This is a genomic window from uncultured Aquimarina sp. (assembly GCF_947495315.1).
Taxonomy (GTDB): Bacteria; Bacteroidota; Bacteroidia; order Flavobacteriales; family Flavobacteriaceae; genus Aquimarina.
The window spans coordinates 139921-166214 of the sequence record NZ_CANLYD010000011.1; the positions used below are offsets into that span (position 1 = coordinate 139921).

A 26294-nucleotide genomic window follows, 5' to 3' on the forward strand; every position below is an offset into this window, starting at 1 on the left:
ATAATAATAATTTGGTATGAAATTTATATTCGAAAGAGATACCTGGCAAGAAATATACGGAGCAATTCGTAAGAATAAAATCAGAACTATAATCACTGTTATAGGTGTAACTTGGGGAGTGTTTTTGTTTGTAGTTCTTTTAGGAATGGCGAAAGGTTTGGATAATAGCTTCAGAAGTCAGTTTAATGATTTTGCTACGAACACTATGTTTCTTTGGGGACAACAAACCAGTATGCCTAATAATGGCTTTAAAAGAGGTAGAGGCATGCAACTTACTTTGGATGACGTAGAGGCTTTAGAGTCGCAAGTAAGTGACATAGAATATATTGCACCACGTAATGTTACAGGGCAATGGGGAACACCTCCTGGTCAATTTGTTAGAGGATCTAAATCTGGGGCGTTTAAAGTATTCGGAGATTACCCAACTATAGATAAGGTGTCAAAGAAAAAAATATTTGATGGCGGTAGGTTTATCAATGAAGAAGATATTAAATATGAACGTAAAGTTTGTGTGATTGGTGAAGATATCTATAAACAGTTTTATGATAAAGAAGAAGAAGCTATAGGTGATTTTGTAAAAATTAACGGTATATATTTTAAGGTAATTGGTGTGTATAAGCCTACTCAACAAGGATTTGAAGGAGATGATTCTATTTTCCTTCCTTTTACTACGTTTCAGACTATTTTTAATCAAGGAAGAAATATTTCTTGGATGGTGATAACGGCTAAAGCGGATAAGAATATAGTGAATACAGAAGCCAAAATAAAAACCGCGCTTAAGCGAATGCACGATGTGCATCCTGATGATGATCAGGCTTTTGGAAGTTTTAATCTGGGAGAAGAGGTTGCAAAAGTAAATGGATTTTTGTCTGGAATGCGATTAATAACGTACATCGTTGGTATAGCTACACTTATAGCAGGTGTGATTGCTATTGGTAATGTTTTACTAATAACCGTTAAAGAGCGCACACGAGAAATTGGAGTAAGAAGAGCATTAGGAGCAACTCCAGCAGAAATACGAGGGCAAATAATGTTAGAGTCTATTATGCTAACTTTTATAGCAGGCCTTATAGGCTTTGTTTTTGGAACTATTGTACTTTGGGGAGTAAATAGTGCTATTGGTAATAGCGATGATGTCCCCATATTGAATCCTACAGTAGATTTCTTTGCCGTGGTCGGAGCATTACTGTCTATAGTCCTTTTAGGAACAATAATCGGTCTAATTCCTGCTCAAAAAGCGGTAAGTATAAAACCAATTGAAGCATTAAGAGAAGAATAAAATAACAATCAAAATAACCTAATCGATCAAAATGAAGAAGTTTTTTAAAATTTTATTAGTTGTAGTTTTTATAGCCTTACTAGGTTTTTCTGGTAAGTACCTTATAGATTCCAATAGTAAATCGCCTATAGTATTTACTACAGAAAAAGCTTTTAAAACCTCAATAGAAGAGAAAACAGTGGCTACGGGAAAAGTAATTCCGGAGGATGAGGTAGAAATCAAACCTCAAATATCAGGAATTATCGAAAAAATATTTGTAGAAGAAGGAGAGCCAATAAAGACGGGTGATTTAATTGCTAAAGTAAAAGTTGTGCCTAATGAACAATCGTTAAATAGTGCTAGAGGACGAGTTAAAAACGCACAGATTGTATTGAGTAATTCTAAAACAGAATATGACAGAAATAAAGCCCTTTTTGAAAAAGGAGTGATTTCTAGTCAGGATTTTAATGCAATCGAGCTTAATTACAATCGTGCTAAGCAGGATGTTTCTAATGCACAAAGTGATCTTCAGATTATAAGGTTAGGATCTGCTGGAGGATCTTCTTCGGCAAACACAAATATTAGAGCTACGGTGTCAGGAACAATCCTAGAAATACCTGTAAAAGAAGGTGATCAGGTAATAGAGAGTAATAATTTTAATGCAGGAACTTCTATCGCTACTATTGCAGATCTAAACAAAATGATTTTTGAAGGTAAAGTAGATGAAGCAGAAGTAAGCAAGTTAAAAATTGATATGCCCCTTAAAGTAAGTCTTGGTGCCATTAGAGATAAAGAATTTGATGCAAAACTTAAATTCATTGCGCCTAAAGGTAACGAAGAACAAGGAGCAGTTCAATTTAAGATTGAAGGAGAAGTGTTTTTAGATGACGAGTATTTTGTAAGAGCGGGTTATAGTGCTAACGCTTCTATTGTGTTAGATATTAAAGAAGATATTTTAGCAATTAAAGAAGCATTATTACAATTTGATAGAAAAACAGAGGAACCTTATGTGGAGATCAAAACAGGAGATCAGGAGTTTGAGAAAAGAGAAATAGAGATTGGTTTATCTGATGGTATTAATGTAGAAATAGTATCTGGCTTAACAGAAGAAGATGAGATTAAAGTTTGGAATAAAACTGAGCCAATTAAAATAGAACCAGAAGGAAGTCAAAACTAAATAATCACTGAAAATTATAATACCTATTTTTGATTTCATTATAGGTATTTTATAAAGAAAGGATTTTTTTTATAAATAAGTGTAACAACAACGATCAATAGTATACAAATAGGTGTTGTGAAATGAACTTTAAAACATTTTGTTGTTTTTGGTTAGTTTCCATCTGACCTCTTAAAATAAAGAAAAACGGATGAAAGTTAGAATTTCGATTATTTGCTGTGTCCTCTTTGGGATACTAAGTACCCAAGCACAAGATAAAAAGTGGACATTAAGGGAGTGTGTAGAATATGCTTTGGAGAATAATATAACGATTAAACAATCTGCTCTTAATTTAGAAGCTGCGGAGATTGATAAAAGTGATGCGATTGGAGCACTTTTGCCAAGTTTTAACGCAAATGCAGGTAATACCTGGAGTTCTGGATTGAGCCCAGATCCAATTACAGGAACAAACAGAACCGCGACATTTAGAAACTCTAGCTATGGTGTTAATGTAGGTATCACTTTGTTTGATGGATTAAGAAATTTAAAACAATTGCAAAGAGCTAAAATTAATAGGTTATTGAACCAGTATAATCTAGGTAAGTCTAAAGATGACATTGCACTTTTTATAGCGAATAGTTATTTACAAGTATTACTAAATAAAGAATCCTTAAAAGTAATAGAAAAACAACATGATATTACTTTGGAGCAATTAAAGAGAACAAAGGATCTTGTTGATGCCGGTGTATTACCACAAGGAGACCTTTTGGAAATAGAAGCTACTTCTGCTGATGAATTAACACGTATCGTTCAGGCAGAAAATGCAGTTTTGATTGCACGAGTTGGATTGGCACAAACACTATTAATTAAAGATTATGAAAAGTTTGACATCGCGGAACAAGAGTATTTGGTTCCAGAAAGCTCTATATTAAATAAATCTATAGAGGAAATCAGGTCTAGTGCTAGAGAAGCTCGATATGAAGTTCAAATTGCAGAACAAAACAAATTGATTGCAGAAAAGGATTTGGAAATTGCTAAAGGAGCTTATTATCCTACACTTAGTGGGTCATTTAATTATGGAACAAGAGAAGTAGGAACGAATACATTTGACGTTATAGGAATTGACCCTGTTACTCCTTTTGATCCAATTGGAACAGTAGAGGGTACAGGAGATACCGTTTTTTCACTTATACCAAACCCTGTTTTGCAAGAGGGAGGACCAACTCCTTTCATAAAACAGTTGTATACCAATGATGGAATCTCTTATGGTTTATCACTAAATGTTCCTATCTTCAATGGTTTTTCTACTAGGAACGCTGTTAAAAGAAGTAAAATTAATGTAAAACGTACAGCTTTTCAGTTGGAGCAAGCAGAGTTGGACTTAGATAGTAACGTATATCAAGCATATGTAGATGCTAAAGGATCTGCAGAAGCTTATGAAGCTTCTTTGGTCGCTGTAAAAGCACAAGAAAGAGCTTATGAATATGCTAAAGATAGATATGATGTAGGAAGAACTAATGCATTTGATTTTAGTCAATCTAAATTTAGATTAGAAAACGCACAAAGTAATGTGGTACAAGCTAAGTTTGATTATATTTTTAAAATTAAAGTGTTAGAACTTTTTTTCGGAATAAAACTAGCAGATATAAAATTATAAATAAATATCAGTGTGTTTGGGCTGTTAACCAAAAGGTTGTAATTTCATCCAATAGAATTAATTTTTTAATGTAAGTCATGAGTAGAAAAACTTTACTAATAATTTTAATCATTGTTGTAATTTTAGTTATTGGACTGGTCTTTGGTAAAAAAGCAGGATGGTTAGGTAAAGATGGAAACTTAAAAGAAGTAGAGATATCTAAAATTGAAAAGCTGGATATTATCGAAACTGTTTCTGCTACAGGAAAGATTCAGCCCGAGGTTGAAGTTAAACTTTCTTCTGAAGTTTCTGGAGAGATAATTGACTTACCTATTAAAGAAGGGCAACAAGTAAAGAAAGGTGACCTTTTAGTTAGAATCAATCCAGATATTATACAATCTGGATTAAACAGATCTCAGGCTTCGTTAGAAAATGTAAGAGCAGGATTAAGACAAGCAGAAGCTAGTCTGAAAGAAGCAAAGCTAAGTTATGATCGTAATAAAGAGTTATTTGATAAAGGAGTAATTTCTAAAGCAGAATGGGATGGATCAGTTTCAGCATATGAGGTTGCAGAAGCTGCAAAGCAATCTGCATTCTATAGTGTAAAAAGTGCACAGGCTACAGTAAATGAAGCAAAAGACAACCTTAATAGAACAACGATCTATGCCCCAATGGATGGAACCATTTCTAAATTGTCTGTAGAGTTGGGAGAACGAGTAGTGGGTACGCAGCAGATGGCAGGTACCGAAATAGTAAGAGTGGCTGACTTAAGCAATATGGAAGTTGAGGTAGATGTAAATGAGAATGATATTGTCAAGATTTCTTTAGGAGATTCTACAATTGTTGAGGTGGATGCTTATCTCAAAAAACAATTTAAAGGCTTAGTTACAGAGATTGCCAACTCTGCAGAAAGTACACTTAGTGCAGATCAAGTAACTAATTTTAAAGTAAAAGTACGCATCCTAGAAAAGTCATATCAAGATTTAGTAAAAGATAAGCCAGAGAGCTATTCACCTTTTAGACCAGGTATGACAGCTACAGTTGATGTTATTACTAATAAAAGAGAAAACATCATCGGAGTTCCAATTAGTGCTATTGTGATTAAGAGCGATACTTCTAGTAATGTTAAAAGGTCCTACGCAAAGGAAAAATTGAAAGAGTCTGATGAAAAGTTTGAGTGCGTTTTTGTGAAAGATGGCGGAGCTGCTAAATTAAGAGTGATTAAAACAGGTATTCAGGATGATAGTAATATAGAAATTACTGAAGGTTTAAAAGAAGGAGAAGAAGTTATTACAGGGCCTTATAATGTAGTTACCAAAACATTAAAGATAGGAGATAAGGTGACTTCAAAAAAGGAAGAAAAGACTGAAGAGTAATTAGGATAATTAAGGGTATCTTTGCATAAATTTTTTTAAGATGGCCTATATTCTTTGTATAGAAACTTCTACAACTAATTGCTCCGTTGCCTTAATTAAAGATGGTGAGGTAGTTGTATCCAAAGAGGATTATGATACTAAATATTCTCACGCCGAACGTTTACATCAATTTATTAATATAGTCATTAGGGAAGCCGGAATAGCTTTTAAAGATCTCGACGCCGTTTCCGTAAGTAAAGGGCCTGGTTCTTATACAGGTTTGAGAATTGGCGTTTCTACAGCAAAAGGGTTATGTTACGGATTAAATATTCCGTTAATTTCTGTGGATACATTACATTCGTTAGCCTTACAGGTAAAAGCTAAAGAAGGTTTTGTGGTTCCTATGATTGATGCCAGAAGAATGGAAGTGTATTCTGCAATTTTCTCCAATACCTATAAACAACTAAGATCTACAGAAGCGGAAGTATTAACAGAGGCTTCTTATGAAACCTATTTACAAAAAAATAAAGTATATTTTATTGGGAATGGAGTTGCTAAATTTGCTGAAATTAACTCACATAAAAATGCGGAATTTATTTCAGACAAATTGCCATCGGCAATAGAGATGGCCACTGTAAGTTATACTAAATTTTCGGAAAATGATTTCGAAAATGTTAGTTACTTCGAGCCCTATTACTTAAAAGACTTCGTGACGGGTTAGCATCGATATTTTTTAATGCATTATATTTTGCTACTAATTTTATTAAATCTTCTTTTTTCTTAACTTTTATTTTTTCTTTTTTGATATATTCTTTTAACTCATCTTTCTTATCAGAAAATACGGCTAATAAATCACTTTTTTTAGTTGGCAAATCGATTACGGTTCCATTTTCTTCTAGATAATAAGTTTCTGTAGTTTTTATTTTACCTATTTGGGCAGAACCAGTATCTGCATCCATGGGTTTTGGCTCTGTAATTGTGAGATTATACTTTTTGTATATTCTATATTGCTCATTAAGTTCTACAAGAATATAGTACCCATGTTTGTTAAAACCTCGTTCGTTTTTGAAAGTACAGTAATAGAAATAGTCATTACCGATTCTTACGTGGGTGGTAGGAGTTTTGATAATCTCATATAGCTTAGATCCTTCAGAATATTCTAATACATCATTAAAGATATTATATCGTATAGATGCTTCATATGTTCCGATTTTTTCGGCAATTATATTAGCATTCTGGTATTTTTTATTGATGTAAACAGAACCTGTATAGGATTCAAATACTTTTGTTTCTTGAACTGTTTTTAATAATTCTTGTGGTAACTGAGCCAATAAAGTGGAAGTCGTTAAAAAAAATATTATTTGTAGTATATTTCTCATATCAATATTCATTTATGTTATCAATATATTAAAAATATTCAATAAAAAGTTAAAAACGTATTTAAAATACGGTTAAAACGTAATTATAGAAAGTTGATTAGTAAGGGATTATGAAAAAGTTTGAGTAGTGAACGGAAAACGTTTAAAGGATTTAATTCGTTTTCATAAAAAAAGCCATCCGACAAGGCCGGATGGCTTTTTTTATGAAATATTAAGTTTAAAAGATTTAATCTCTCCTAGATCTAGTGCTTAGTAAACTTCTCGATGGTCCGCCATCCGTGCTTTTTAATGCATTATATCGGGATACAAGTCGTATAAGGTCTTCTTCTTTACGAACTTTTATTTTCTCCTTTTTTATATAATTCTTTAACTCCTCTTCTTTATCACTAAGAGCAGCTAAAATTTTCTTTTTATTCATTGGTAATTCCATGATAACACCACGTTCTTCAAGAAAATATGCCGTTTGGATTTGCACCTTACCAGGAGTTGCAGTTCCGCTTGCTGACCCTTTTTTATCAGGCTCTGTTATTTTGACAGAATATTTCTTGTATATCCTATAGCGTTCAGTTAGTTCCACCAAAACATAATAACCAGGCCTCTTTAGACCTCGTTGCGTTTTAAAGTTACAATAGTAATAATAATCACCATCTATTCTAGCATGTGATGTAGGACTTTTTACAAGTTCGAATAATTCAGAACCCTTTTTATACTGTAATGCATCTGTATAAGCATTATACCTTAGTTTAGTATCAAAGGTTCCTGATTTTTCATCTATGACACTTGCGTCTTTGTATCGAAGATGTTTAAAAATAGAACCATCAAACTCATCGAATGTACTTACTCTCTCAGTCGGTTTTAATAAAGATTGCGGAAGTTGCGCAAATAAAACAGGCGACATTACTAAAAACAAAAATTGTAGTATTTTTCTCACGGTTTATTGATTTAGGTGAATTAAATGTAATAAAATGTGAGATTAAATGCAAAAATATAAGTTTTAATACAATATTTTTATTGATTTTTCAACGGATTAACTTTTTTGACAAGGTATTATTGGAAAATATTATATTTCATTGAAAATATAACACCTGTTTTTTATGGTAAAACAGTAATTTTAGTTACGAAAACGTTGTAATTTTGTGAGAAAAATCTTCAATCAATTATTTAACTACTTGATTTACTTCGCTTCTGGGATGTTTATATGCATTGTTTACGTAGATAATATAGTAATGTTTTATTCTCAGAAAGTCTTTCTTGGAGTGATCGGTTTCTAAAGCCGAAATACTTCCTGCTATAAATTTATTGAATATATGGTATTACAATAAAATCCATGGTATAAGTACGTTATTCCATGGACTGTTTGTTTTAATCTGTATAAACGATAAAGAGTAAAATTAACATAATAAGATAGAAATATTTCACTTTGATAATTTCTAGTGGTGTTTAAAACATAAAAAGCATCTCAAAATCATTAAGATGCTTTTTACAATAAGTAATATATTTTTTAATTTATCTCAAAAGATATTTTAAGAATAACTCTATACGCGGAAATTTCATTATCCTTAATGATCATTTTTTGATCAGAGACCCATGCGGATTTAATATTTTTCACTGTTTTACTAGCTTCTTTTATTCCATTTTTTGCAGCGTCTTCCCAACCTTTTTCTGAGGTTGCTATTACTTCTATTACTTTAACAATTGCCATTTTAATAATTTTTTGGTTAATATTTTATAAAAGGTTCTCTAATATACGAGATACTTTGGTTTTTATTAAATAATAACCACTATTATTTATATGGTTTTTTCGATATCATCAAAGATAATTCGATGAATTACCCATTTATAGCTTCTACAAATGCCACTTTGTCTTTTAGCATCTCTTTTAGCATATTTTCTATACCATTCTTTAAGGTAAAGGTAGAAGAAGGGCACCCACTGCATGCTCCTTGCAAAATTACTTTTACTACTTTACTCTCTGGATCGTAAGAATCGAACATAATATTACCTCCGTCACTGGCAACAGCGGGTTTGATATATTCCTCAATAATATTTACAATATCTTTTGAGGTATCATCCAGTTTCTCGAACGTTGTCTCAGCTTGTTTTTCTACTTGGCTTTTGGATACAGTTGCGTTTTCTGAAAGTACTTCCTTACCTTGTTCGAGATATTCTCTCAAAAATTCTCTTATTTCCATTGTAATATCATTCCAGTCCGCCATATCATACTTATTGATAGAAATATAATTCTCATCAATATATACTTCTTTGACAAAAGGGAAATGAAACAATTTTTCTGCAATAGGAGCTTCTTTAGTATCATCAATACTTTTAAATTCGTGTCCAACTGCAACTAATTTTTTATTTGCTACAAATTTAAGCACTGCAGGATTTGGAGTGCTTTCCGCATAGATGGTTATAGGTGTTTTTTTAGTAGATGTAGTTTCATTAATCACCGGTTGACCACTATTTAAATATTCCTTTATTTGCTCCGCAACCTCGTCCTGAACATCAGTCCAATCTATAATATCATACTTATCTATAGCCACAAAATTTTGCGCTATAAATACTCTTTTTACAAATGGCAGATAAAATAATTGTTGAGCTAATGGTGAATTATTAGCGTGATCAATATTTTCAAATTCATAACTAGTATGCTCGGTTAGGAAATAATTAGCTTCAAATTTTATAATACTCGGATTGGAAGTAGGCTCTATTTTTATTTCAAATTTCTTTTCCATGATATATTTTTGGCAAATTTACTAAAAAGTAATTCCACTTTAGAGTAGGGTTTATAAGATTAAGAATGTTTTAATACTAGGGCGAAAAGATATGTTCTGTTAAAAATTAATATATTTGCTCCCGGCAATAAATAATATTTTAATTTGGGAAAAGAAATATTAAGCCCCCACAATATAAGCAGAATTAAATAGTTTATATTGAAATAATTAACCTAGTTTTCCTTTTAAACATAATGCCTCTAATGAATTTGAAGAAATACTATTTGTTGTTTGCTATACTAACCTCACAATTTATTTTTTCTCAGGAAGGAATCCCAGTTTATGCAGATTACCTTTCTGATAATTTATATCTGGTTCATCCATCTATGGCGGGAGCTTCTAATGCAAATAAAATTAGGCTTACTGCAAGGAAACAGTGGTTTGATGTAGATAATGCACCTAATACGCAATCAGCTAATATTAATTTTAGGACAGGTGATAAGGTAGGGCTTGGTGCAATAATATATCAGGATGAAAACGGTCCTTTTTCTCAGACAGGAGTATTTGCCACATTTGCATACCATTTATTATTCTCTCGTGATCGAACCGATCTAAATATGTTATCTTTTGGTATTAGTGGGGCGTTTATTCAATCTAACGTAGATACAACTGGGTTTGATGACCCTTTAGACCCGGATCCAGCAATAATAGGAAGACTACAAAAAGATGGTTATTTTAATTTAGATGTAGGGATGTCTTATCATTATCTAGATTGGTTTGCACATTTTACTGTAAAAAATATATTACCTACCACAAGAGGCCTTTTTGATAATTCTAATAATACTATTGCAGAGCCCAACAATCAGAGAAGGTATATTTTTTCTGTGGGATATGTGTTTGGATTAGGAAATGGCGGCCCTTGGAGTTTAGAACCTTCACTTCTTTATCAGGCAACTGACCAAACTAAGGAAAGCACTATTGATGGAAACTTAAAAGTATATAGAAGTTTTGGAGAGCTTGTTACTCTGTGGGGAGGATTGTCTTATAGAAGAAGTTTTGACGGTGCAGAATTCTCTCAGACAGGTGCGGAAATAGAAAGTCAAAAATTACAATATATTACACCGTTTTTAGGTATAAATTATAAAAAATGGATGGTAGGATATACGTATAGTTATCAATCTAATTCTGTAGTGTTAACTAATGGAGGTTTCCATCAGTTAACATTAGGGTACGATTTTGGAAAACGTAAAGAACGTTGGAACTGTCATTGTCCAGCTGTTAATAATTAGAGAAAGATGTTTGTCTAAATATAAAATAAAGGCCAGCTAGAAAGCTGGCCTTTATTTATTCTATTCTACTTCGGTGCCTGTAAACTTTAAACGCTCATCTCGTATTGGAACTAAAGAAGATAATTCGTAGATATTTTTATATCCATAACCGTATAGATTGATAAAGGTTGGAATGTTTAATGCTAACGGTAGACTCTTGGTTGGAAAATTCAGAGTATCACCATCGATATTATTATTGCAATAAATTAAAATTCTGGTTTTTTTATCCGGAATTATTTTTGCTAATTTCTCTTCTGTAAAATCAGAAAAATTTAAATGAACCGAACCTTTAAGATGTTTTCGGTTGTAAGCAGCTTCTGATCTCGTGTCTAATAATATGGTACCATTGTCTTGTGTAAAATCAAGAAACTGATCCAAAGGTATTAATCTTTTTTGCCGATACTCCATAACTTCTTCTGTGATTTCTAAAAAAGAATTATAATCAACTTTAGATTTTTGTAGTTTTTGATTTTTTTGAGACAACATGGTTATGGGTGTTAAAACGATTAATAGAACTATTAGATTTGTTTTCATAGTTTTAATGTTTATTACTCTTTCCAGCTGAAAGATTTTTTTTCTCCTTGAGTTTTTATAGCTTTCATAAGTGCAGCTTCCAGATTAGAAGCATCTTTTTTGCTATTGTTTTTTATATACGTTATTCGTTTCTTGTTTAACTTCTGTATTTTTTCCTGAACCTCTTTTCGTTCATTACTTTTTTGGGTAATGTATTGTTTTAGTTCAGTGTTAGACTTGTTCTTTAATTCTTTAGGAAGTTCTTCTTTGGCAACTTTTTCTAGTTCGAAATCTTTATCTTCTGCAGCATCTACCAAATCCCAGCTTTTGTTTTTATAAAATCCGGAACTTTTGCTTACAGTTCTACTAACTGCGTTGGCCGGACTATAAGATCTAGCATTACTATCTTGTTCTGCTTGTAGACTTATTTTTTTAGAACCTTCGTTTCCATAGTAGATATAAGTATTGTTTAATTTTCGATTTAATTCTAAGATGATATCATCATAAGGTGTTACTATATGTATGGTTTCCTTATTATGATCAATAGCACTATATTCTCCTTGAGTTAAAGCAGCTCCATCTTTCCAGTTAGTTTCAATACCTTGTTTGTAGTTACCACAAAAAATAGTATTTATAGTAATATCCTTTTCCATAGCATCGGTAGCAGCATCTTTGTAGTTTACAGGTCCTTGAGTAAAAGGTTCATTGCCGGCTATAAAGATTAGTTTTAGGTGGTCATTATTTTTTTTCCAATCTAATTGATTTATAGAGGTGTTAATTACTTTTCCGCAATATTCGTTTCCGCCATTGGTAGTTAAGGCAAAAAGTTCCTTCGAAATCTCATCAAGATCCTCAGAAAAGGGTAGTACCTGTCTGATGTAACCTTCTTTTGATGGTAAACGATCATTACCATATTCATATAAAGCAATCTGTAGTTTTATTTTATAATGACCGCATTTTGCATAAGACAATTCATTTACGATTTCCCATAATTGTGCTTTTGCCTGATCAATTAGACCATCCATACTATTACTAGTATCTAACAATAGCGCTACCTGAATATTTTTGGTGTCAGGATCCGTTTTCGAGGTATAAATCTGATGTGAGTTTTCGGATTGAAATGCCAATTCCGAACGAGAATTATTTTCTGCTTTACATGAAACAGGAATTATTAGCAAGCATAATAAACTCCATATACATACTGTCTTCATAATTGTTACTTTTTTTAAATTTAGCTTAAAACTAAGAGGAACTTTTTTGGATGAAAACTAAGAATTAGGAATGCTTTGTTATGAATGAGCGAAAAGCCCTTATCAGTTAGGGAAGTAATGTTTTATAGTCTGAATATTCTTAAGAAAGCAACTTATGTGTAATTTATGATTTTATTATCCCATATAAATGGATTAAGTTTACCCTCCTTATTTAGTATATGATGAATAAATTTTGTTTCATTTTATTGGTTATGTGGCTGTTGCCCAGTGCTTTTTTTGCTCAAGATAATATAAGAAGAGCAGCAGAGGCAGATATAACGATACGAGGTACCGTAAAAGAAGATCGAACTCTAAAGCCAGTAAGAGATGTAGAAATTCAGGTAGCGGGAATAGGAGATAAGGTATACTACACTAACAATTTTGGTGATTTTAAAATACAAGCTAAGATTGGTGATAATATAATTATTAAGCATGACAGTTTTAATACAATTTATTATACGATCACAAGTAGAGAAAGAATAGATGTTAAAGTTCAGGAGAGCCCATCAGTAAAGAATGTTCCGAAAGTTGAAAAACAAAAAAGATCTTCTGCCGCTTACGGAGCTAATCTTACCGCGGCAAGAAATTCTTTAAAAAAAGATGCTGCGACAAGTATTGATTATGTTACAAAAGCTCTGGAAACAATAGAGGAAGACGATACCTTTGGTGACGAGAAAAAAGCTGAACTTTTTGAAACTCTAGGAGATATTTACGCTCATTGGAAACAACCGGATCTGGCAGAAAGTAATTATGCAACTAGCCTTACTAATAAGTATAACGCCGATGTAAAAATAAAATTAGGAAATGCTCAATTATTAAGTCAAAATTATGATACTTCATTGCTAACTTTTAATGAATTAGAGAAATCCAGGCTTAGTTCTTTACAGAAAGTAAAGGTGTATCAAGGATTAGGGGATAGTTATAAAGGGCAGAACGATAATACCAATGCTATAAATAGCTATAATAAAGCACTATCATTAGCGCAAAAAAAGAAGTATGAAGATATCATTGTCGAGTTAAATTCTAAGTTGGCAGAAATACTTCAAAGACAAGGGAATCTGGATGATGCAGAAGAGTATTTGGGCAATTCTGTACAACTTGCCAGTAGGAGAAGTAAAAAGTCGTCGGCACGGCAAAGAGCAAAAGCAGCTGATTTTTATAATAAGAATAATAGTTTTGATAAAGAGATTGAATTAAGAAAAGAAGCACTTGAGGATATTCAGGATATTGAACGAAAAGAGGAATTTAGTACAACGGCAAAAGATACTATTGCATCTGCACCAGCTAGTATAGATGATCGTGCCATTACATCGCAGGTGCAGAACTATAAAATAGCAAATGCCTTTGCAGCGCAAGCTGAATATGATGAAGCGATACCCTACTTAAAAGAAAGTATTAAAAAAGCAGCCTCAGAAAATGATCTGGTTGTTCAAAAAGATGCCACAAGAAAATTAGGAGAGGTGTATCGTGAAAAAGGCGAGCTTAAAAAAGCTTCTGAAGCTTTTGAAGAATATGAAGTAATCATTGATAAGCTATATATTCAGAAAGAACAAGAGATATCCCAAGCAACCAGGTTTAGCAGAGAGTTAGCTCTAAAAGCAAATCGCATAGCTACCTTAGAAAAGGATAGAGAACTTAATGAAAGTAAATATAAACTTGCTTTTGCATCTCAGGAATTAGCTGGACAGCAAAAGATAATTATTTATTCGTTGATTGGATTATCTATATTCTTATTTCTTGCTGCGTATTTAATGTATCGCAATATAAAACAACAGCAATATGCTAATAATTTATTAGCATTAAAATCATTGCGTTCTCAGATGAATCCACATTTTATTTTTAACGCTTTAAACTCTGTAAATACATTCATAGCGACTAGTGATGAAAGAGCTGCAAACAAATATTTGACTGATTTTTCATTGTTAATGCGATCGGTTTTAGAAAATAGCGAAGAAGATTTTATACCATTAGAAAAAGAAATAGAATTGTTAGAATTATACGTGCAGTTGGAACATTTCAGATTTCAGGATAAATTCGATTATACTATAGAGGTAGATCCAGAAATTAATATTAAAGAATATATGATTCCGCCAATGTTGCTTCAGCCCTATGTAGAGAATGCTGTTTGGCATGGATTACGATACAGACCAGATAAAGGGCTATTGTCCATACATTTCTCTAAAACATATGCAGATACAATTGAAATAACGATTTCTGATAATGGAATCGGAAGAGAAAAGTCCAAAGCATTAAAGACCCTAAATCAAAAGAAACAAAAGTCGCAAGGAATGAGTAATATCAAAAAAAGAATTAATATTCTAAATACGATGTATAAGGATAAAGTAGATGTTTTTATCTCGGACCTAACGGATGAAGAGGAAGGTACTCGGGTGAAGTTAGTACTCAAAAAAGATAAGTAACATCTTATTTTTTTTGAAACTATTATATAAACGTGATTTGGAAGTAATTAATAAATCTAAGAACTGTGAATTTAACAGCAATTGTAGTAGATGATGAGGCTAATAGCCGAGCAATCTTAAAAAATTATCTTAATAAATATTGTCCAACGGTTAAAGTGTTAGGAGAAGCGGCAAGCGTTCAAGAAACATTAACACTGTTAGAGTCTCATAATCCTGACCTTTTATTTCTTGATGTAGAAATGCCTTATGGCAATGCTTTTGATTTATTGGAACAAGTGCCCGACCGAACGTTTGAAACCGTTTTTGTAACGGCCTATGACCATTATGCTGTAGATGCACTAAACGCTCAGGCTACATACTATCTATTGAAGCCTATAGCAATAGATAATCTTATTAAAGCAGTTGATCATGTAAGTCATATAAAAGAACGTGAAAAAGAACTACAGGATAAAGTACTAACACCAAAAGTGTCTGCTGCTGCCGATGGAAAAATTACCATACCGCAACAAGACGGTTTTGAGGTATTAAAAATTTCGGAAATTTTGTATTGTCAAGCTGACGATAATTATACCAAAATATTTCTCAATCAAGGACAAAAACTAGTTAGTAAAACCCTAAAGTACTTTGAAGATTCTTTGTCCGATCAAGGATTTGTCAGAATTCATAAAAGTTTTTTAGTCAATGTAAGTACGATTGTACGATATAAAAAAGGCAAAGGAGGTAGTGTTCAATTATCCTCAGGAAAAGAACTTATGGTTTCTTCTTCTAAGAAAGGTGCTTTATTGGATTATTTTAAATAAAAAGAATGAACTAATTCGCTAAATGATCCTGTCTGCTATATGAATTCGTATAAGCAACCGTTTTCCTTTTTTTGTATAAAGGAGAATCTATAAACAGCGTCTTTACTTGATTATCCCAGTCCTTAGCAATATCAAAATAGCTACTGTTAACAACAGCCATTATTTTTCCGCAATCATCACATATATGTTTTTCATATTCTAGAAAATAATGTGCGAATTCGTGGAATGCAACTACCTTTAGTATTTCCTGATCCAGCATGGCTACCCAGTTAATTACTATATTTTCTACTTTGTTATTTTTATCTCTTGTAAGCATTCCGAGTGTAGATCCTTGAGGAGAAACGGTAAGCGTATCTACAATGTCTATATTTTTTAGTTCAAATAGCTTGTCGTAATATTCAATATTATATTCTTTACAGTACTCAAAGAATTTGTCTAAATGCGGTTTTAATCTTCCGTCTATTTGAACATTGTTTTGCGCCACAGAAAAGGTTACACAGAACAATCCAAAAAGCGTTACAATGCTTTTTTTCATAACTACAGAATTAGGGGTAAAAGGTTTATTAGTATCTGCTCTACTGTAAAAACTTAACAATCAAGAGACTATCAAATAAAAGAAAAAAACAATATAAAGAACGTCAAAAAGTGTTAAAATTCGCCAAAGAGTGTTTTTTTAACATGTGATTATTGAAAAAGAAAGTTAATTCTTACGTGATTTTAAAATTCTAACAGTTTTGAAACTGAAGAGATGTTACTTTTTTTTAGAATTTCTTGTAAAACATGTAATGATCCATTAGTAAAAAAAGTATGTATTCCTTCCTGTGAGTTAATATTTAGAAGTTTGTTTTTAGAAAGAATCACTTTAGTTTGCCTAGCTACTGCTTCGCCAGAATCTATGATGTCTACATGGTTGGGAAGCATTTTTTTCAGGATAGGGATGAGGTATGGGTAATGACTACAGCCTAAAACAAGATAGTCAATGTTTTTTTCAATCAAAGGCTGTATATATGACTCCAATAAGACTTGCATTTCTGGAGTTTGGATTTTTCCTTCTTCTATAAGTTCTACCAATCCAGTACCAATAACTTCAATAACCTCGATTTTGTTTGCATACAGATCGGATGTTTTTGCAAATAATTCACTGGATAACGTACCTTTTGTTGCCAAAACACCAACCTTTTGAGTCTTTGTGTTTAGAGCGGCTGGTTTTATAGCGGGTTCAATACCGATAAACGGAATATCAAATTGTTCTCTGAGTATTTTTATGGCATTTGTGGTGGCGGTATTACAAGCGACAACAATGATTTTACAATTTAGTTCAATAAGTTTTTTAGTGTTTTTAATACTTAGTGATATGATTTCATCGGTACTACGTTTGCCATAGGGTGCGTGCTTACTATCTGCTAGGTATATTGTATTTTCATTTGGCATTGCCAAAGCAATTTCTTTCCATATAGAAGTTCCGCCAATACCTGAGTCAAAAATACCTATTGCTTGTTTGTTCATTTCGCGAGATAGTACTGTGCCAAAAATAAAAAAAACAGTGAGTCTAGACTCACTGTTTTTTTTATTTTATTCTATAAAGGTAATTTTTTTAGATACCTAAATCTTTTTTTACGTCTGCCATTAGATTTTTTCCATCAGCTAGGATAACTCCTGTTCCGGTCGTAGAATCTAATACATACTCAAATCCTTGCGCTCTTGCTACTTTTTGAATAGAGACACGTGCACTTTCATATATAGGCTTTAACAATTCAATTTCTTTCTTCTGAAGATCTTGTAAAGCATTTTGTCTGTAATCTCCAATACTTTTCTCTGTAGCCTGAACTTCTTGTGCTCTTTTAGCATTTTCTTCTTCAGTTTTAGTAGGAGCTTCAGCTTGATACTTTTTCATTGTATTTTGCAATTCCAAAACCATATTTCTGATTTCTGCTTCGTACGTTTTGTTTAGCTTTTCAATTTCGCTTTTGGCAGCTTTAAAAGCAGGCATTGCTTCCACAAGTTCCTGTGAAGCGATATGTGCTACTTTAGATTGTGCATTTACAAAGCTTGATGCTCCTAGGATGAATGCACAGGCTACTAATAGGGTTCTAAACTTTTTCATTTCAAGTAATATTAAGTGTGTTATAAATTTAAAAATTAATTTCTCTAATTATCATCATTTTCTTTAGTCTCACCATCGTCATCATTAGAAGGTGTATCGTCTTTCAATTGCTCTCTTAAAGCTTTTATTGAGTCTTTCTTTCTTTTTTGAGCTTCTATAAGCTTGGCTCTTCTTTCTTCAAATTCTTTTTTCTTAGCAGCTCTGATTGAATCCCTTGCGGCTTTTCTTTCTGCAAGTAATTTTTCTCTTTCAGATTGTTTTAGAGATGTTGCTTTTTCTCTATCCGTTACTTCTTTCTCCTGTTCAACATTCCTCTTTTCAGCACGTTCTAAAGCTTTTTTCTCTTTTTTACTGTTAACTTGCTTTCTTTTGGAAGCTCTATTGATTCTTAATAATATTTGATCACTTATATCATGTCTGTCGGCAGAGTAGAGCATTACTAGGTCTGCAGATTTATCAAATATAAAATCATATTTTTTATTTTTTGCTACTTCTTGTACCGCAACAAAAACTTGATCCTGTACCGGCTGTACTAATCTCTTTTTTTGAAGAAATAAGTCACCATTAGGTCCAAATCTCTTTTGTTGATATTCAAGGATTTCTTTTTCTTTAAAGAAAATATCTTCTTCTCTTTCTTCTATAAGTTCCTTAGTAAGAAGAACACGTTCATTGTTGAGGTCTTTCCTCATTTGTTCCACTTCCTTTAATTCAGCTTCGATTTCCACTTTCCATTTTTGCACTTTGGTTTCCAAGTCAGCCGAAGCTTCATTGTATTCAGGTACATTTTCTAAGATATAATCCATATCTATATAACCGACTCTTATACCTTTTTGAGCTTCTGCTGTGTTGGAGAAAGATAACCAAAGGATAGCTGCTAATACTAAAAGAACTTTTGTTTTCATGATCCTGTTTTGTTTATAGAAATAATCGTGCCAAAATTAAAATTGTTGTCCAATGATAAAGTGAGTCTCCCATCCATTATTTCCTGTCGTACCTGGAATTGGGTCAAAACCATACCCAAAATCAATACCCAGCAGTCCAAAGGCTGGCATAAAGATACGTAAACCTGCTCCAGCAGAACGATTTAATTGAAACGGATTGAATCCTCTAAAGCTATCATAAGATGCTCCACCTTCTAAAAATGCCAGCATATAAATAGAGGCTGATGGTTTTAGAGTAATAGGATAACGAAGCTCTAACGAATATTTATTATAAATTGTTGCCCCATCTTCTACAAAATCTGGATCATTTGCTCTACTTAATGGTATTAGTGATTGGTTTGGATATCCTCTAAGAGCTACAACTTCCCTCCCGTCCAAGGCTGTTGCTCCTAATCCATCTCCTCCTAAGAAAAATCTTTCAAAAGGAATATTTCCTCGATCATTGTTGTAGGCACCAAGAAAACCATACTCTGCTCTGGTTCTCAACACTAATGGTTGTTTGCCTATTTTAGTTAAGGTGGTATACCAGGTAGCGTCAAATTTGATCTTGTAGTATTCTAACCAATCAAATCGTTCTTGATCAATCTCTCCTCTTTCAGTTGCTAAATTCTGAACTTCCTCAGTGGTTAATCCTGAATTTGGATCATCTAATTGCCCTTGAATATCGGACCTTCTTTCTGCTAATTCGCTATAGTCTGTACCATCCCATAATGAATATGGTAGAGAAAGCTTAGCAATAAGATTAAACTCTGATCCAGATGTAGGAAAAATTGGATTTATTGCAGTATTGTTTCTGTTAATTCCTATGGTGTATGCAAGATTGTTAGAAGAACCATCTCCAAATGTAAATAATCTAGTATTATAATTTTTAAGGTTATAATGTTGAATACTTATTGCCTGAGATAAGGTAAAGTAGTTATCCGGCCAATTTAGCCTTTTTGCAATACCGATAGACCCACCAGTAATCAAAAACTTACTATCTCTATCTACATCTCTAGTTCTGTTATTGAATAAGAACTGAATCGTATGAGAAAAAGATGTAGAAAGCTGGAATGGTCTTTTTCCACCAAGCCAAGGCTCAATAAATGATAAACTATATGTTTGGAAAAATTGACTTGCTTGAGCCCTAACACGAAGCGTTTGTCCATCTCCCATTGGTAAAGGACTATATGCTTCTTTATTGAAAATATTCCTGATCGAAAAATTACTGAAGGCTAAACCTAAGGTTCCAACAAAACCTCCACCACCAAAACCACCTTGAAGCTCAATCTGACTCGCTCCCTTTTCCACAACAGGATAGTTGATATCTATAGTTCCGGCTTGAGGATCAGCATTTTTAAACTGAGGTTCTAATTGCTCCGGATCAAAGAAACCTAATTGACCTATTTCTCTCACCGTTCTTACAACTAAGTCTTTACTATATACCTGACCTGGTTTAGTTCTTAATATTCGATAAACAACGTGATCATTAGTTTTATCATTACCTGTAACCGTAATATGATCAAAATGAACTAGTTTTCCTTCTCGAATTCTTATCTCAAAATCTATAGTGTCATTTTTTACATTAGTTTCTACAGCGTCAATATTAGAAAATAAATATCCATTATTTTGGTACAAGTTGGTAAGATCATTTGCATCAGGTTTAGTGTTGTCAGCAATCTGTTTCTCTAGAAGAACACCATTATACACATCTCCTTTTTTGATAACTAGTTGTCTTGCTAGTTGATTATCTGTATAGACACTGTTTCCTAAAAAATTAATATTTCCGAAATAGTATTTATTACCTTCTTCTATCGCAAGATTTAAAGATACACTATTGTCATCTTCTACAATTAAAGAATCGGTAGTGATTCGAGCATCTCGATACCCTTTTTCTTTGTATTTGCTAACAATACTTTCTTTATCTTCCTGATAATCATTCTTTATGTATTTCGAACGTTTCCAGAATCTCCAGAATTTTTTCTGTTTGGTGTTTTTCATTGCTGATCTCACCTTGCTATCAGAAAATTGCTCGTTTCCATTAATCCGAATCTTATCAACTTTTACACGATCACCTTTGTCAATACGAACTAACATATTAACCTTGTTAGTTGGAACGGTGTCTTTAACAGGAGTGGTGTTAATAATAACCTTGGTATTAAGAAACCCGTCTTTACGATATTTATTGGTAATAAAGTTACGTGTAGTAGTAATTAGATTTTCAGTCACCTTTGTTCCCGGAGTAAGACTATTGTCTTTAATCAAATCTTCTGCTTTACGCTTTTTAACACCTTCTATACGAGCTTGGTTTAATTCTGGAACCTCTTGGATGTTAATCTCGAGATAGGCTGTATCACCGTCTACTCTAGTGATATAAAAATTTATATCGCTAAATAATTCAAGATCCCAAAGTTTCTTTATAACCTGGCTAATACGATCACCTGGTAATGAAATCCGCTGACCATTCTTAAGACCTGTAAAGGTTATAATAGTATTCTTACTATAGGTAGATATTCCTGTTACCTCAATATCTCCAATAATATACTCTTTTCCGCGAGTACCTGGTAAGTTTTGTGCCGAAAGTAATACTGTATTTAATAAAAATGCAATAAATGCAAAATACGTAATAGGTAATTTTTTTGTCATCTTTTTAACTAAGCTGCTCACTAGTTTTTCCAAATCTTCTTTCTCTTTGTTGATAATTTAAAATGGCTTCAAATAAATCTGTTCTTTTAAAATCAGGCCATAATATTTCAGTAAAATATAATTCTGCATACGCAATCTGCCATAATAAGAAATTACTAATACGTTGTTCTCCACTGGTACGTATTAATAAATCTACATCTGGTAGCGTTTTGGTATACAAATGCTCATTAATGACTGCTTCATTTATAAGATGTGGCGAAAGTACATTATTTTTAACTTTATTGCTTATTTCTTGAATAGTTTTTATTAGCTCTTCTCGACTACCATAACTAAGAGCTAACGAAAGCGTCATATGCTCGTTATCCTTAGTCTTTTCAATAACTTCCAGTAATTCCTTTCTTGCTTTTTCGGGTAGTGCCTGTAAGTTTCCGATAGCGTTTAGACGGATATTATTTTTTTGCAGTGTTTTTATTTCTTTTTTTAATGAGCTTACCAAAAGCTTCATTAAAGTTTCTACTTCTAACTTAGGTCTGTTCCAGTTTTCTGTAGAAAATGCATACAATGTAAGATACTTTATTCCTATTTCTGCTGCTCCTTCTACAACTTCTCTAACGGCTTTTGTTCCATTTTCGTGGCCAACAGCTCTAAAGAATCCTTTCTTTTTTGCCCATCTGCCGTTACCATCCATAATGATGGCTATATGTTCCGGAATGTTAGAATTGAGTTGTTCTTTATTAATCATTTTTAGAATGCACAATAACATGGGATTCTACCCCACGTATAGGATAATGTTATACCGGTAAATACATACCAATCATTATTATCCAAATTACCAAATCCTGTTCCAAACGCACTGTCTGGATCACTTCCATCTAAATTATCAGTGAATGTATATCTCGCACCAATCTCCGCTCCTAATACCCAATGACGTCCAATAGTTTTCTTTACACCGACTACTATCGGGATAGCGGCAGTCCATTTCTCACTATAAGAGCTAATTTGATTGCCATTATTAGGGTCAACCGCTTTGGCGCTATAGTTAAAACCAGTCAAGCCAGTGTATAAATATGGAGTAAATTGTGGTTCACCATCATATAAATACCATTCCCAGAAATTAAATTCTAATCCAGCAGATAACTCTTTTACCGAATTATTAAAGCTATAACCTCTTTGGACCCTTCTGTCATCTCCTTTAGAATCATCTGATTTAAGGTTGGTGTATAAGAAAGATGCTCTAAAGGCATGTCTTTTACTTCGATTCCACTTTCCGATTGCTCCAATAGCAAAGGAATTAGGTGAAATATAGTATGTAGAACCTACATCTCCAATATAATTAGAACCACCAGCCATCAGTCCAACCTCATAAGTTTGTGAGGTGATAGATTGCCCAAAAAACAAAATTAATACAAAGGATGCTAAGTATCTCATAGATTTTCAAAAGTTTGCAAATATAACAATTAACTTTAGTACACAAGAATTTGAGTAAAATAGTATGAATTAAAAAACACTTTTTAGTAGATTTTATTGTCTAATTACGTTTATCTTCACCCCAAAGCATTTTTTTTCGCAATGTTTTTAAGAAACTATCGCCTTCTAAAACAACCATATTTATTTTAAATGGAGCTTTTTTAATAACAACCGTAGCTTCATTTGGTAAAGTGTGTATTCTTGAATCCAGAGAAACTAAATAAGTGTCTTCTCTTCCAGAAACTTGTAATTTAATTTCTTTGTCATCTGGAATAACTAGTGGTCTGGCATTAAGATTATGAGGTGCAATAGGTGTTAGTACCATGCTTTCTGCATCAGGCATCATAACAGGGCCACCGCAACTTAAGGAGTATCCCGTAGAACCGGTTGGAGAAGAAACAATGAGTCCATCTGCCCAATAAGAGGTCAGAAATTCATCATTTAGACTGGTATGTACTGTTATCATAGAAGTGGTATTTCTTCTGCTGACAGCAATTTCATTCATTGCAAAGTTTAGAACTCCAAACTCTTCTGTTGGTGGAACAGTATCTATTGTTACAATGGTTCTTGGAGAAATATGAAATTTTTTATCTAGTATAAGGTTGATTGTGTCTTTTATTTCTTCTTTTTGAATAGTTGCTAAAAAACCTAGTCTTCCGGTATTGATTCCAGCAATTGGAATACCTAAGTCTCTAACATAGGTGATCGTTTTTAGAATAGTTCCATCTCCTCCAATACTAAAAAAAAGGTCATAGGAATGATCTAACTCCTCAAAAGTGCTAAAATGAGAATAGCTTTTGTCAATATCGTCATGAAGATTAATGAGCTCGAGAAAGTTTTTCTCGATTACTACCTCGATATTATTTTTGTCCAGCGCTTCTAATAATTGTTGGATATATATTCCAGATTTTTCGTGATAGAATTGGCCGTAAATACCTATCTTCATTATGATTTAATTTGTTTAGGTGTTAGTTGATGTTAGTTGCTAAATATTAAGGTATTTTTCTAAATACTGAGACCTTTCTTTAAGATTGTTTAAAAATGAATCTTCGTGATGCTTAGAGACAATATTGTAACTGTATCTTCTAAATGTTTGAACAATATTGTTTATATCGCTATCATTTATTTTTAACGTAATTTGGATTACATCGTTTTCCATATTAGAGATGAAAAGACCAAGCAATTTAGCATTATTCGATTCTACGATTTGTGAGACTTCGCTAAAAGAATAATCTAATACACCTTTTTCTACAATTAAAATATTACCTGGTTCACTTAGAAAAGGAGTTTCGTTAAAAAGATTCATAATATCTCTTAATTCAAAATACCCTTGATAATTATTATCATCATCAAGAACTGGTAATATATTAGAATGATTTTGAGCAAACGATTCTAAAATGTCTAACCAGTTGGCGTCAGTTCTAACAAAAAAACCTTCTAAAGCGTATAGATAGGATTCTAATACTTTTTCAGTTTCAAAACATCTAACATCTGCTTCTGAAATACATCCTACATAAATACCATCTTTTAAGACAGGAAAGTGGGTGTAAGTGAGTTCGTTAAATAATAATTGTGCGTCCGCAACCTTAGCGGTTGTGGACAGTGGATCTATTTCATTTATTATATATAAGCTTGTCTTCATATTCCCGGGGCTTTTTATGCAAATTAATCAAAAATATGTAACCGAGGCACTCTCAAGTTCGTATTTTTGCTTTTTATTAAAAGTTATATCAAAAACTATGACAAAATTAAGTGTTAATGTCAATAAAATAGCAACGTTACGCAATTCAAGAGGAGGTGATACGCCAAATTTGCTTAAAGTGGCAGTTGATATTCAGGATTTTGGAGGAGAAGGAATCACGATTCATCCTCGACCTGATGAAAGACATATTAGATATCAGGATGCTTATGATTTAAAGGCAGTAGTTCATACGGAATATAATATAGAGGGAAATCCAATATCAAAATTTATTAACCTGGTAAACGAGGTTAAGCCAACTCAGGTAACGTTAGTTCCCGATGCGGTTAACGCTATTACTAGTAATGCAGGTTGGGATACTATAAAACATAAGAGTTTTTTAAGCGAAGTGATTTCAGAGTTTAAAAAAAATAGTATCAGAACTTCAATTTTTGTAGATCCTGTTGAAAAGATGATTGAAGGAGCCAAAGAAACTGGTGCTGATCGAATAGAGTTGTATACAGAATCTTTCGCGGCGGAATATGCTAAAGGTAATTTAGCTTCGGTTCAGCCATATGCAGAGTGCGCTAAACTGGCTCTAGATTTAGGAATAGGTATAAATGCAGGTCACGATCTTTCACTCGATAATATTAAATTCTTTAAAGAAAATATTCCTGGATTGTTAGAGGTTTCTATTGGACATGCATTAATAAGTGAATCCTTGTATCTTGGATTGGAAAATGTCGTTAATATGTATTTACACAGACTTAAATAATGAAAGCATGAGGTTACACGCTAACGTTTTTGGAGAAGGAGTGCCATTTTTGATTTTACATGGTTTCCTTGGTATGGGAGATAATTGGAAAACCCTTGCCAAGAAGATATCGGAATCCGGATATCAGATGCATCTGATAGATCAAAGAAATCATGGGCGCAGTACACATAGCGATGAATTTAGTTATGAGCTTTTAGCTTCTGACTTGTTAGAGTACTGTCATAGTAACAATTTGAAGGATGTGATACTTTTAGGTCACTCTATGGGAGGTAAGGCAGCTATGTTCTTTGCTGTAAATCATCCTGAACTACTTAAAAAATTGATAATAGCTGATATCGGACCAAAATACTACCCATTACATCATCAAGATATTCTTGATGGACTTAGTTCTTTAGATTTTGATACTTTAAAAAGTAGAGGAGAAGTTGATAAAGCTTTAAGTGTCTATGTACAGGATATTGGAGTGCGGATGTTTTTGATGAAAAACCTGTTTTGGAAGGAGAAAAGCGAACTTGGTTTACGCCTGAATTTGGACAGTTTGGTACAAAATTCCTCAGAAATCGGAGTAGAGCTTCCTGAGGATTCTGTTTATAAAGGAGAGACGCTTTTTCTTAAAGGAGCGAAGTCTAATTATATTCTGAATGAAGACGAGGGCCGAATTAAAAAGCAATTTCCTCAATCACAAATCAATGAAATTTCTAATGCGGGGCATTGGCTGCATGCGGAAAATCCCACCGAATTTTTAGCATCAGTGTTAGAATTTATTAAAAATTAAACAAAAAATGCTATGTATGCATAATATTTTAATGATTTAGTTGGATAATTGGTATTTTCTACTAAATTTGGTGCATTATTTTTTCAATATTCTTAAAAAAACAAAAACAATTCTAATTTA

The 26294-nt window shown here is 32.7% G+C and carries 25 protein-coding genes; 10 read left to right on the plus strand and 15 right to left on the minus strand.

Going from position 1 to position 26294, the window contains the following annotated elements:
* Nucleotides 1-16: 16 nt before the first annotated feature.
* The 5 genes from Q0910_RS18535 to tsaB all read left to right on the plus strand — a co-directional run bounded on the left by Q0910_RS18535 (nucleotide 17) and on the right by tsaB (nucleotide 6126).
* Complete coding sequence (locus Q0910_RS18535; protein WP_299219623.1) at nucleotides 17-1279, plus strand: ABC transporter permease; 1263 nt, start codon at nucleotides 17-19, stop codon at nucleotides 1277-1279.
* Nucleotides 1280-1310: 31 nt separating this feature from the next.
* Nucleotides 1311-2435, plus strand: a complete 1125-nt coding sequence (locus Q0910_RS18540) for an efflux RND transporter periplasmic adaptor subunit (protein ID WP_299219626.1) — start codon at nucleotides 1311-1313, stop codon at nucleotides 2433-2435.
* 190 nt (nucleotides 2436-2625) lie between these two features.
* Nucleotides 2626-4071: a TolC family protein gene (locus Q0910_RS18545; RefSeq protein WP_299219629.1), complete on the plus strand. Its 1446-nt coding sequence runs from the start codon at nucleotides 2626-2628 to the stop codon at nucleotides 4069-4071.
* Between the two features lie 77 nt (nucleotides 4072-4148).
* Nucleotides 4149-5426, plus strand: a complete 1278-nt coding sequence (locus Q0910_RS18550; protein ID WP_299219632.1) for an efflux RND transporter periplasmic adaptor subunit — start codon at nucleotides 4149-4151, stop codon at nucleotides 5424-5426.
* 40 nt (nucleotides 5427-5466) lie between these two features.
* Nucleotides 5467-6126, plus strand: a complete 660-nt coding sequence (gene tsaB, locus Q0910_RS18555) for a tRNA (adenosine(37)-N6)-threonylcarbamoyltransferase complex dimerization subunit type 1 TsaB (RefSeq protein WP_299219635.1) — start codon at nucleotides 5467-5469, stop codon at nucleotides 6124-6126.
* Here the strand turns inward: tsaB and Q0910_RS18560 are convergent.
* The 4 genes from Q0910_RS18560 to Q0910_RS18575 all read right to left on the minus strand — a co-directional run bounded on the left by Q0910_RS18560 (nucleotide 6080) and on the right by Q0910_RS18575 (nucleotide 9519).
* On the minus strand, nucleotides 6080-6784 hold the full coding sequence (locus Q0910_RS18560) for a hypothetical protein (RefSeq protein WP_299219639.1): 705 nt from the start codon (nucleotides 6782-6784) through the stop codon (nucleotides 6080-6082). The genes tsaB and Q0910_RS18560 overlap by 47 nt on opposite strands.
* 226 nt (nucleotides 6785-7010) lie before the next feature.
* Nucleotides 7011-7715, minus strand: a complete 705-nt coding sequence (locus tag Q0910_RS18565; RefSeq protein ID WP_299219642.1) for a hypothetical protein — start codon at nucleotides 7713-7715, stop codon at nucleotides 7011-7013.
* 570 nt (nucleotides 7716-8285) lie between these two features.
* Nucleotides 8286-8486, minus strand: a complete 201-nt coding sequence (locus Q0910_RS18570; RefSeq protein ID WP_118459056.1) for a dodecin family protein — start codon at nucleotides 8484-8486, stop codon at nucleotides 8286-8288.
* 127 nt (nucleotides 8487-8613) lie between these two features.
* Nucleotides 8614-9519: a NifU family protein gene (locus Q0910_RS18575; protein ID WP_299219645.1), complete on the minus strand. Its 906-nt coding sequence runs from the start codon at nucleotides 9517-9519 to the stop codon at nucleotides 8614-8616.
* 242 nt (nucleotides 9520-9761) lie between these two features.
* On the opposite strand from Q0910_RS18575, the gene Q0910_RS18580 reads away from it, so the two are divergent.
* A complete protein-coding gene (locus Q0910_RS18580; protein ID WP_299219647.1) occupies nucleotides 9762-10787 on the plus strand; it encodes a type IX secretion system membrane protein PorP/SprF in 1026 nt (341 codons plus the stop codon).
* Nucleotides 10788-10847: 60 nt separating this feature from the next.
* Here Q0910_RS18580 and Q0910_RS18585 read toward each other — a convergent pair whose 3' ends face one another.
* The gene (locus Q0910_RS18585; protein ID WP_299219649.1) at nucleotides 10848-11360 is read right to left on the minus strand and encodes a rhodanese-like domain-containing protein; all 513 of its coding nucleotides are present in this window, start codon (nucleotides 11358-11360) and stop codon (nucleotides 10848-10850) included.
* A 14-nt stretch (nucleotides 11361-11374) separates the two neighbouring features.
* Nucleotides 11375-12550, minus strand: a complete 1176-nt coding sequence (locus tag Q0910_RS18590) for a vWA domain-containing protein (protein WP_299219652.1) — start codon at nucleotides 12548-12550, stop codon at nucleotides 11375-11377.
* Nucleotides 12551-12771: 221 nt separating this feature from the next.
* Between Q0910_RS18590 and Q0910_RS18595 the strand changes: the two genes are divergently transcribed.
* Nucleotides 12772-15009 carry a histidine kinase gene (locus Q0910_RS18595; protein WP_299219655.1) on the plus strand — a complete coding sequence of 746 codons (2238 nt, stop codon included), beginning with the start codon at nucleotides 12772-12774 and terminating at the stop codon, nucleotides 15007-15009.
* Nucleotides 15010-15074: 65 nt separating this feature from the next.
* Complete coding sequence (locus tag Q0910_RS18600; RefSeq protein ID WP_299219658.1) at nucleotides 15075-15809, plus strand: LytTR family DNA-binding domain-containing protein; 735 nt, start codon at nucleotides 15075-15077, stop codon at nucleotides 15807-15809.
* Between the two features lie 10 nt (nucleotides 15810-15819).
* Here the strand turns inward: Q0910_RS18600 and Q0910_RS18605 are convergent, their stop codons facing one another.
* The 9 genes from Q0910_RS18605 to Q0910_RS18645 all read right to left on the minus strand — a co-directional run bounded on the left by Q0910_RS18605 (nucleotide 15820) and on the right by Q0910_RS18645 (nucleotide 24588).
* Nucleotides 15820-16344 (minus strand): hypothetical protein, encoded by a 525-nt coding sequence (locus Q0910_RS18605; RefSeq protein ID WP_299219661.1) that lies wholly within the window; start codon nucleotides 16342-16344, stop codon nucleotides 15820-15822.
* Between the two features lie 182 nt (nucleotides 16345-16526).
* Nucleotides 16527-17315, minus strand: coding sequence for a glutamate racemase (gene murI, locus Q0910_RS18610; protein WP_299219665.1), 789 nt, complete (start codon nucleotides 17313-17315; stop codon nucleotides 16527-16529).
* A gap of 88 nt (nucleotides 17316-17403) precedes the next feature.
* Nucleotides 17404-17913: an OmpH family outer membrane protein gene (locus tag Q0910_RS18615; RefSeq protein WP_299219668.1), complete on the minus strand. Its 510-nt coding sequence runs from the start codon at nucleotides 17911-17913 to the stop codon at nucleotides 17404-17406.
* A gap of 44 nt (nucleotides 17914-17957) precedes the next feature.
* Nucleotides 17958-18815 (minus strand): OmpH family outer membrane protein, encoded by an 858-nt coding sequence (locus Q0910_RS18620; RefSeq protein ID WP_299219671.1) that lies wholly within the window; start codon nucleotides 18813-18815, stop codon nucleotides 17958-17960.
* Between the two features lie 36 nt (nucleotides 18816-18851).
* Nucleotides 18852-21479: an outer membrane protein assembly factor BamA gene (gene bamA / locus Q0910_RS18625; RefSeq protein WP_299219673.1), complete on the minus strand. Its 2628-nt coding sequence runs from the start codon at nucleotides 21477-21479 to the stop codon at nucleotides 18852-18854.
* Between the two features lie 4 nt (nucleotides 21480-21483).
* Complete coding sequence (locus tag Q0910_RS18630; protein ID WP_299219676.1) at nucleotides 21484-22221, minus strand: isoprenyl transferase; 738 nt, start codon at nucleotides 22219-22221, stop codon at nucleotides 21484-21486.
* Between the two features lie 2 nt (nucleotides 22222-22223).
* The gene (locus Q0910_RS18635) at nucleotides 22224-22907 is read right to left on the minus strand and encodes a DUF6089 family protein (RefSeq protein WP_299219678.1); all 684 of its coding nucleotides are present in this window, start codon (nucleotides 22905-22907) and stop codon (nucleotides 22224-22226) included.
* A gap of 100 nt (nucleotides 22908-23007) precedes the next feature.
* Nucleotides 23008-23892: an NAD kinase gene (locus Q0910_RS18640; RefSeq protein WP_299219680.1), complete on the minus strand. Its 885-nt coding sequence runs from the start codon at nucleotides 23890-23892 to the stop codon at nucleotides 23008-23010.
* A gap of 39 nt (nucleotides 23893-23931) precedes the next feature.
* On the minus strand, nucleotides 23932-24588 hold the full coding sequence (locus Q0910_RS18645) for a CBS domain-containing protein (protein ID WP_299219683.1): 657 nt from the start codon (nucleotides 24586-24588) through the stop codon (nucleotides 23932-23934).
* Nucleotides 24589-24685: 97 nt separating this feature from the next.
* Between Q0910_RS18645 and Q0910_RS18650 the strand changes: the two genes are divergently transcribed.
* A complete protein-coding gene (locus Q0910_RS18650) occupies nucleotides 24686-25399 on the plus strand; it encodes a pyridoxine 5'-phosphate synthase (RefSeq protein WP_299219685.1) in 714 nt (237 codons plus the stop codon).
* Between the two features lie 7 nt (nucleotides 25400-25406).
* Nucleotides 25407-26174 carry an alpha/beta fold hydrolase gene (locus Q0910_RS18655; protein WP_299219690.1) on the plus strand — a complete coding sequence of 256 codons (768 nt, stop codon included), beginning with the start codon at nucleotides 25407-25409 and terminating at the stop codon, nucleotides 26172-26174.
* Nucleotides 26175-26294 lie beyond the last annotated feature (120 nt).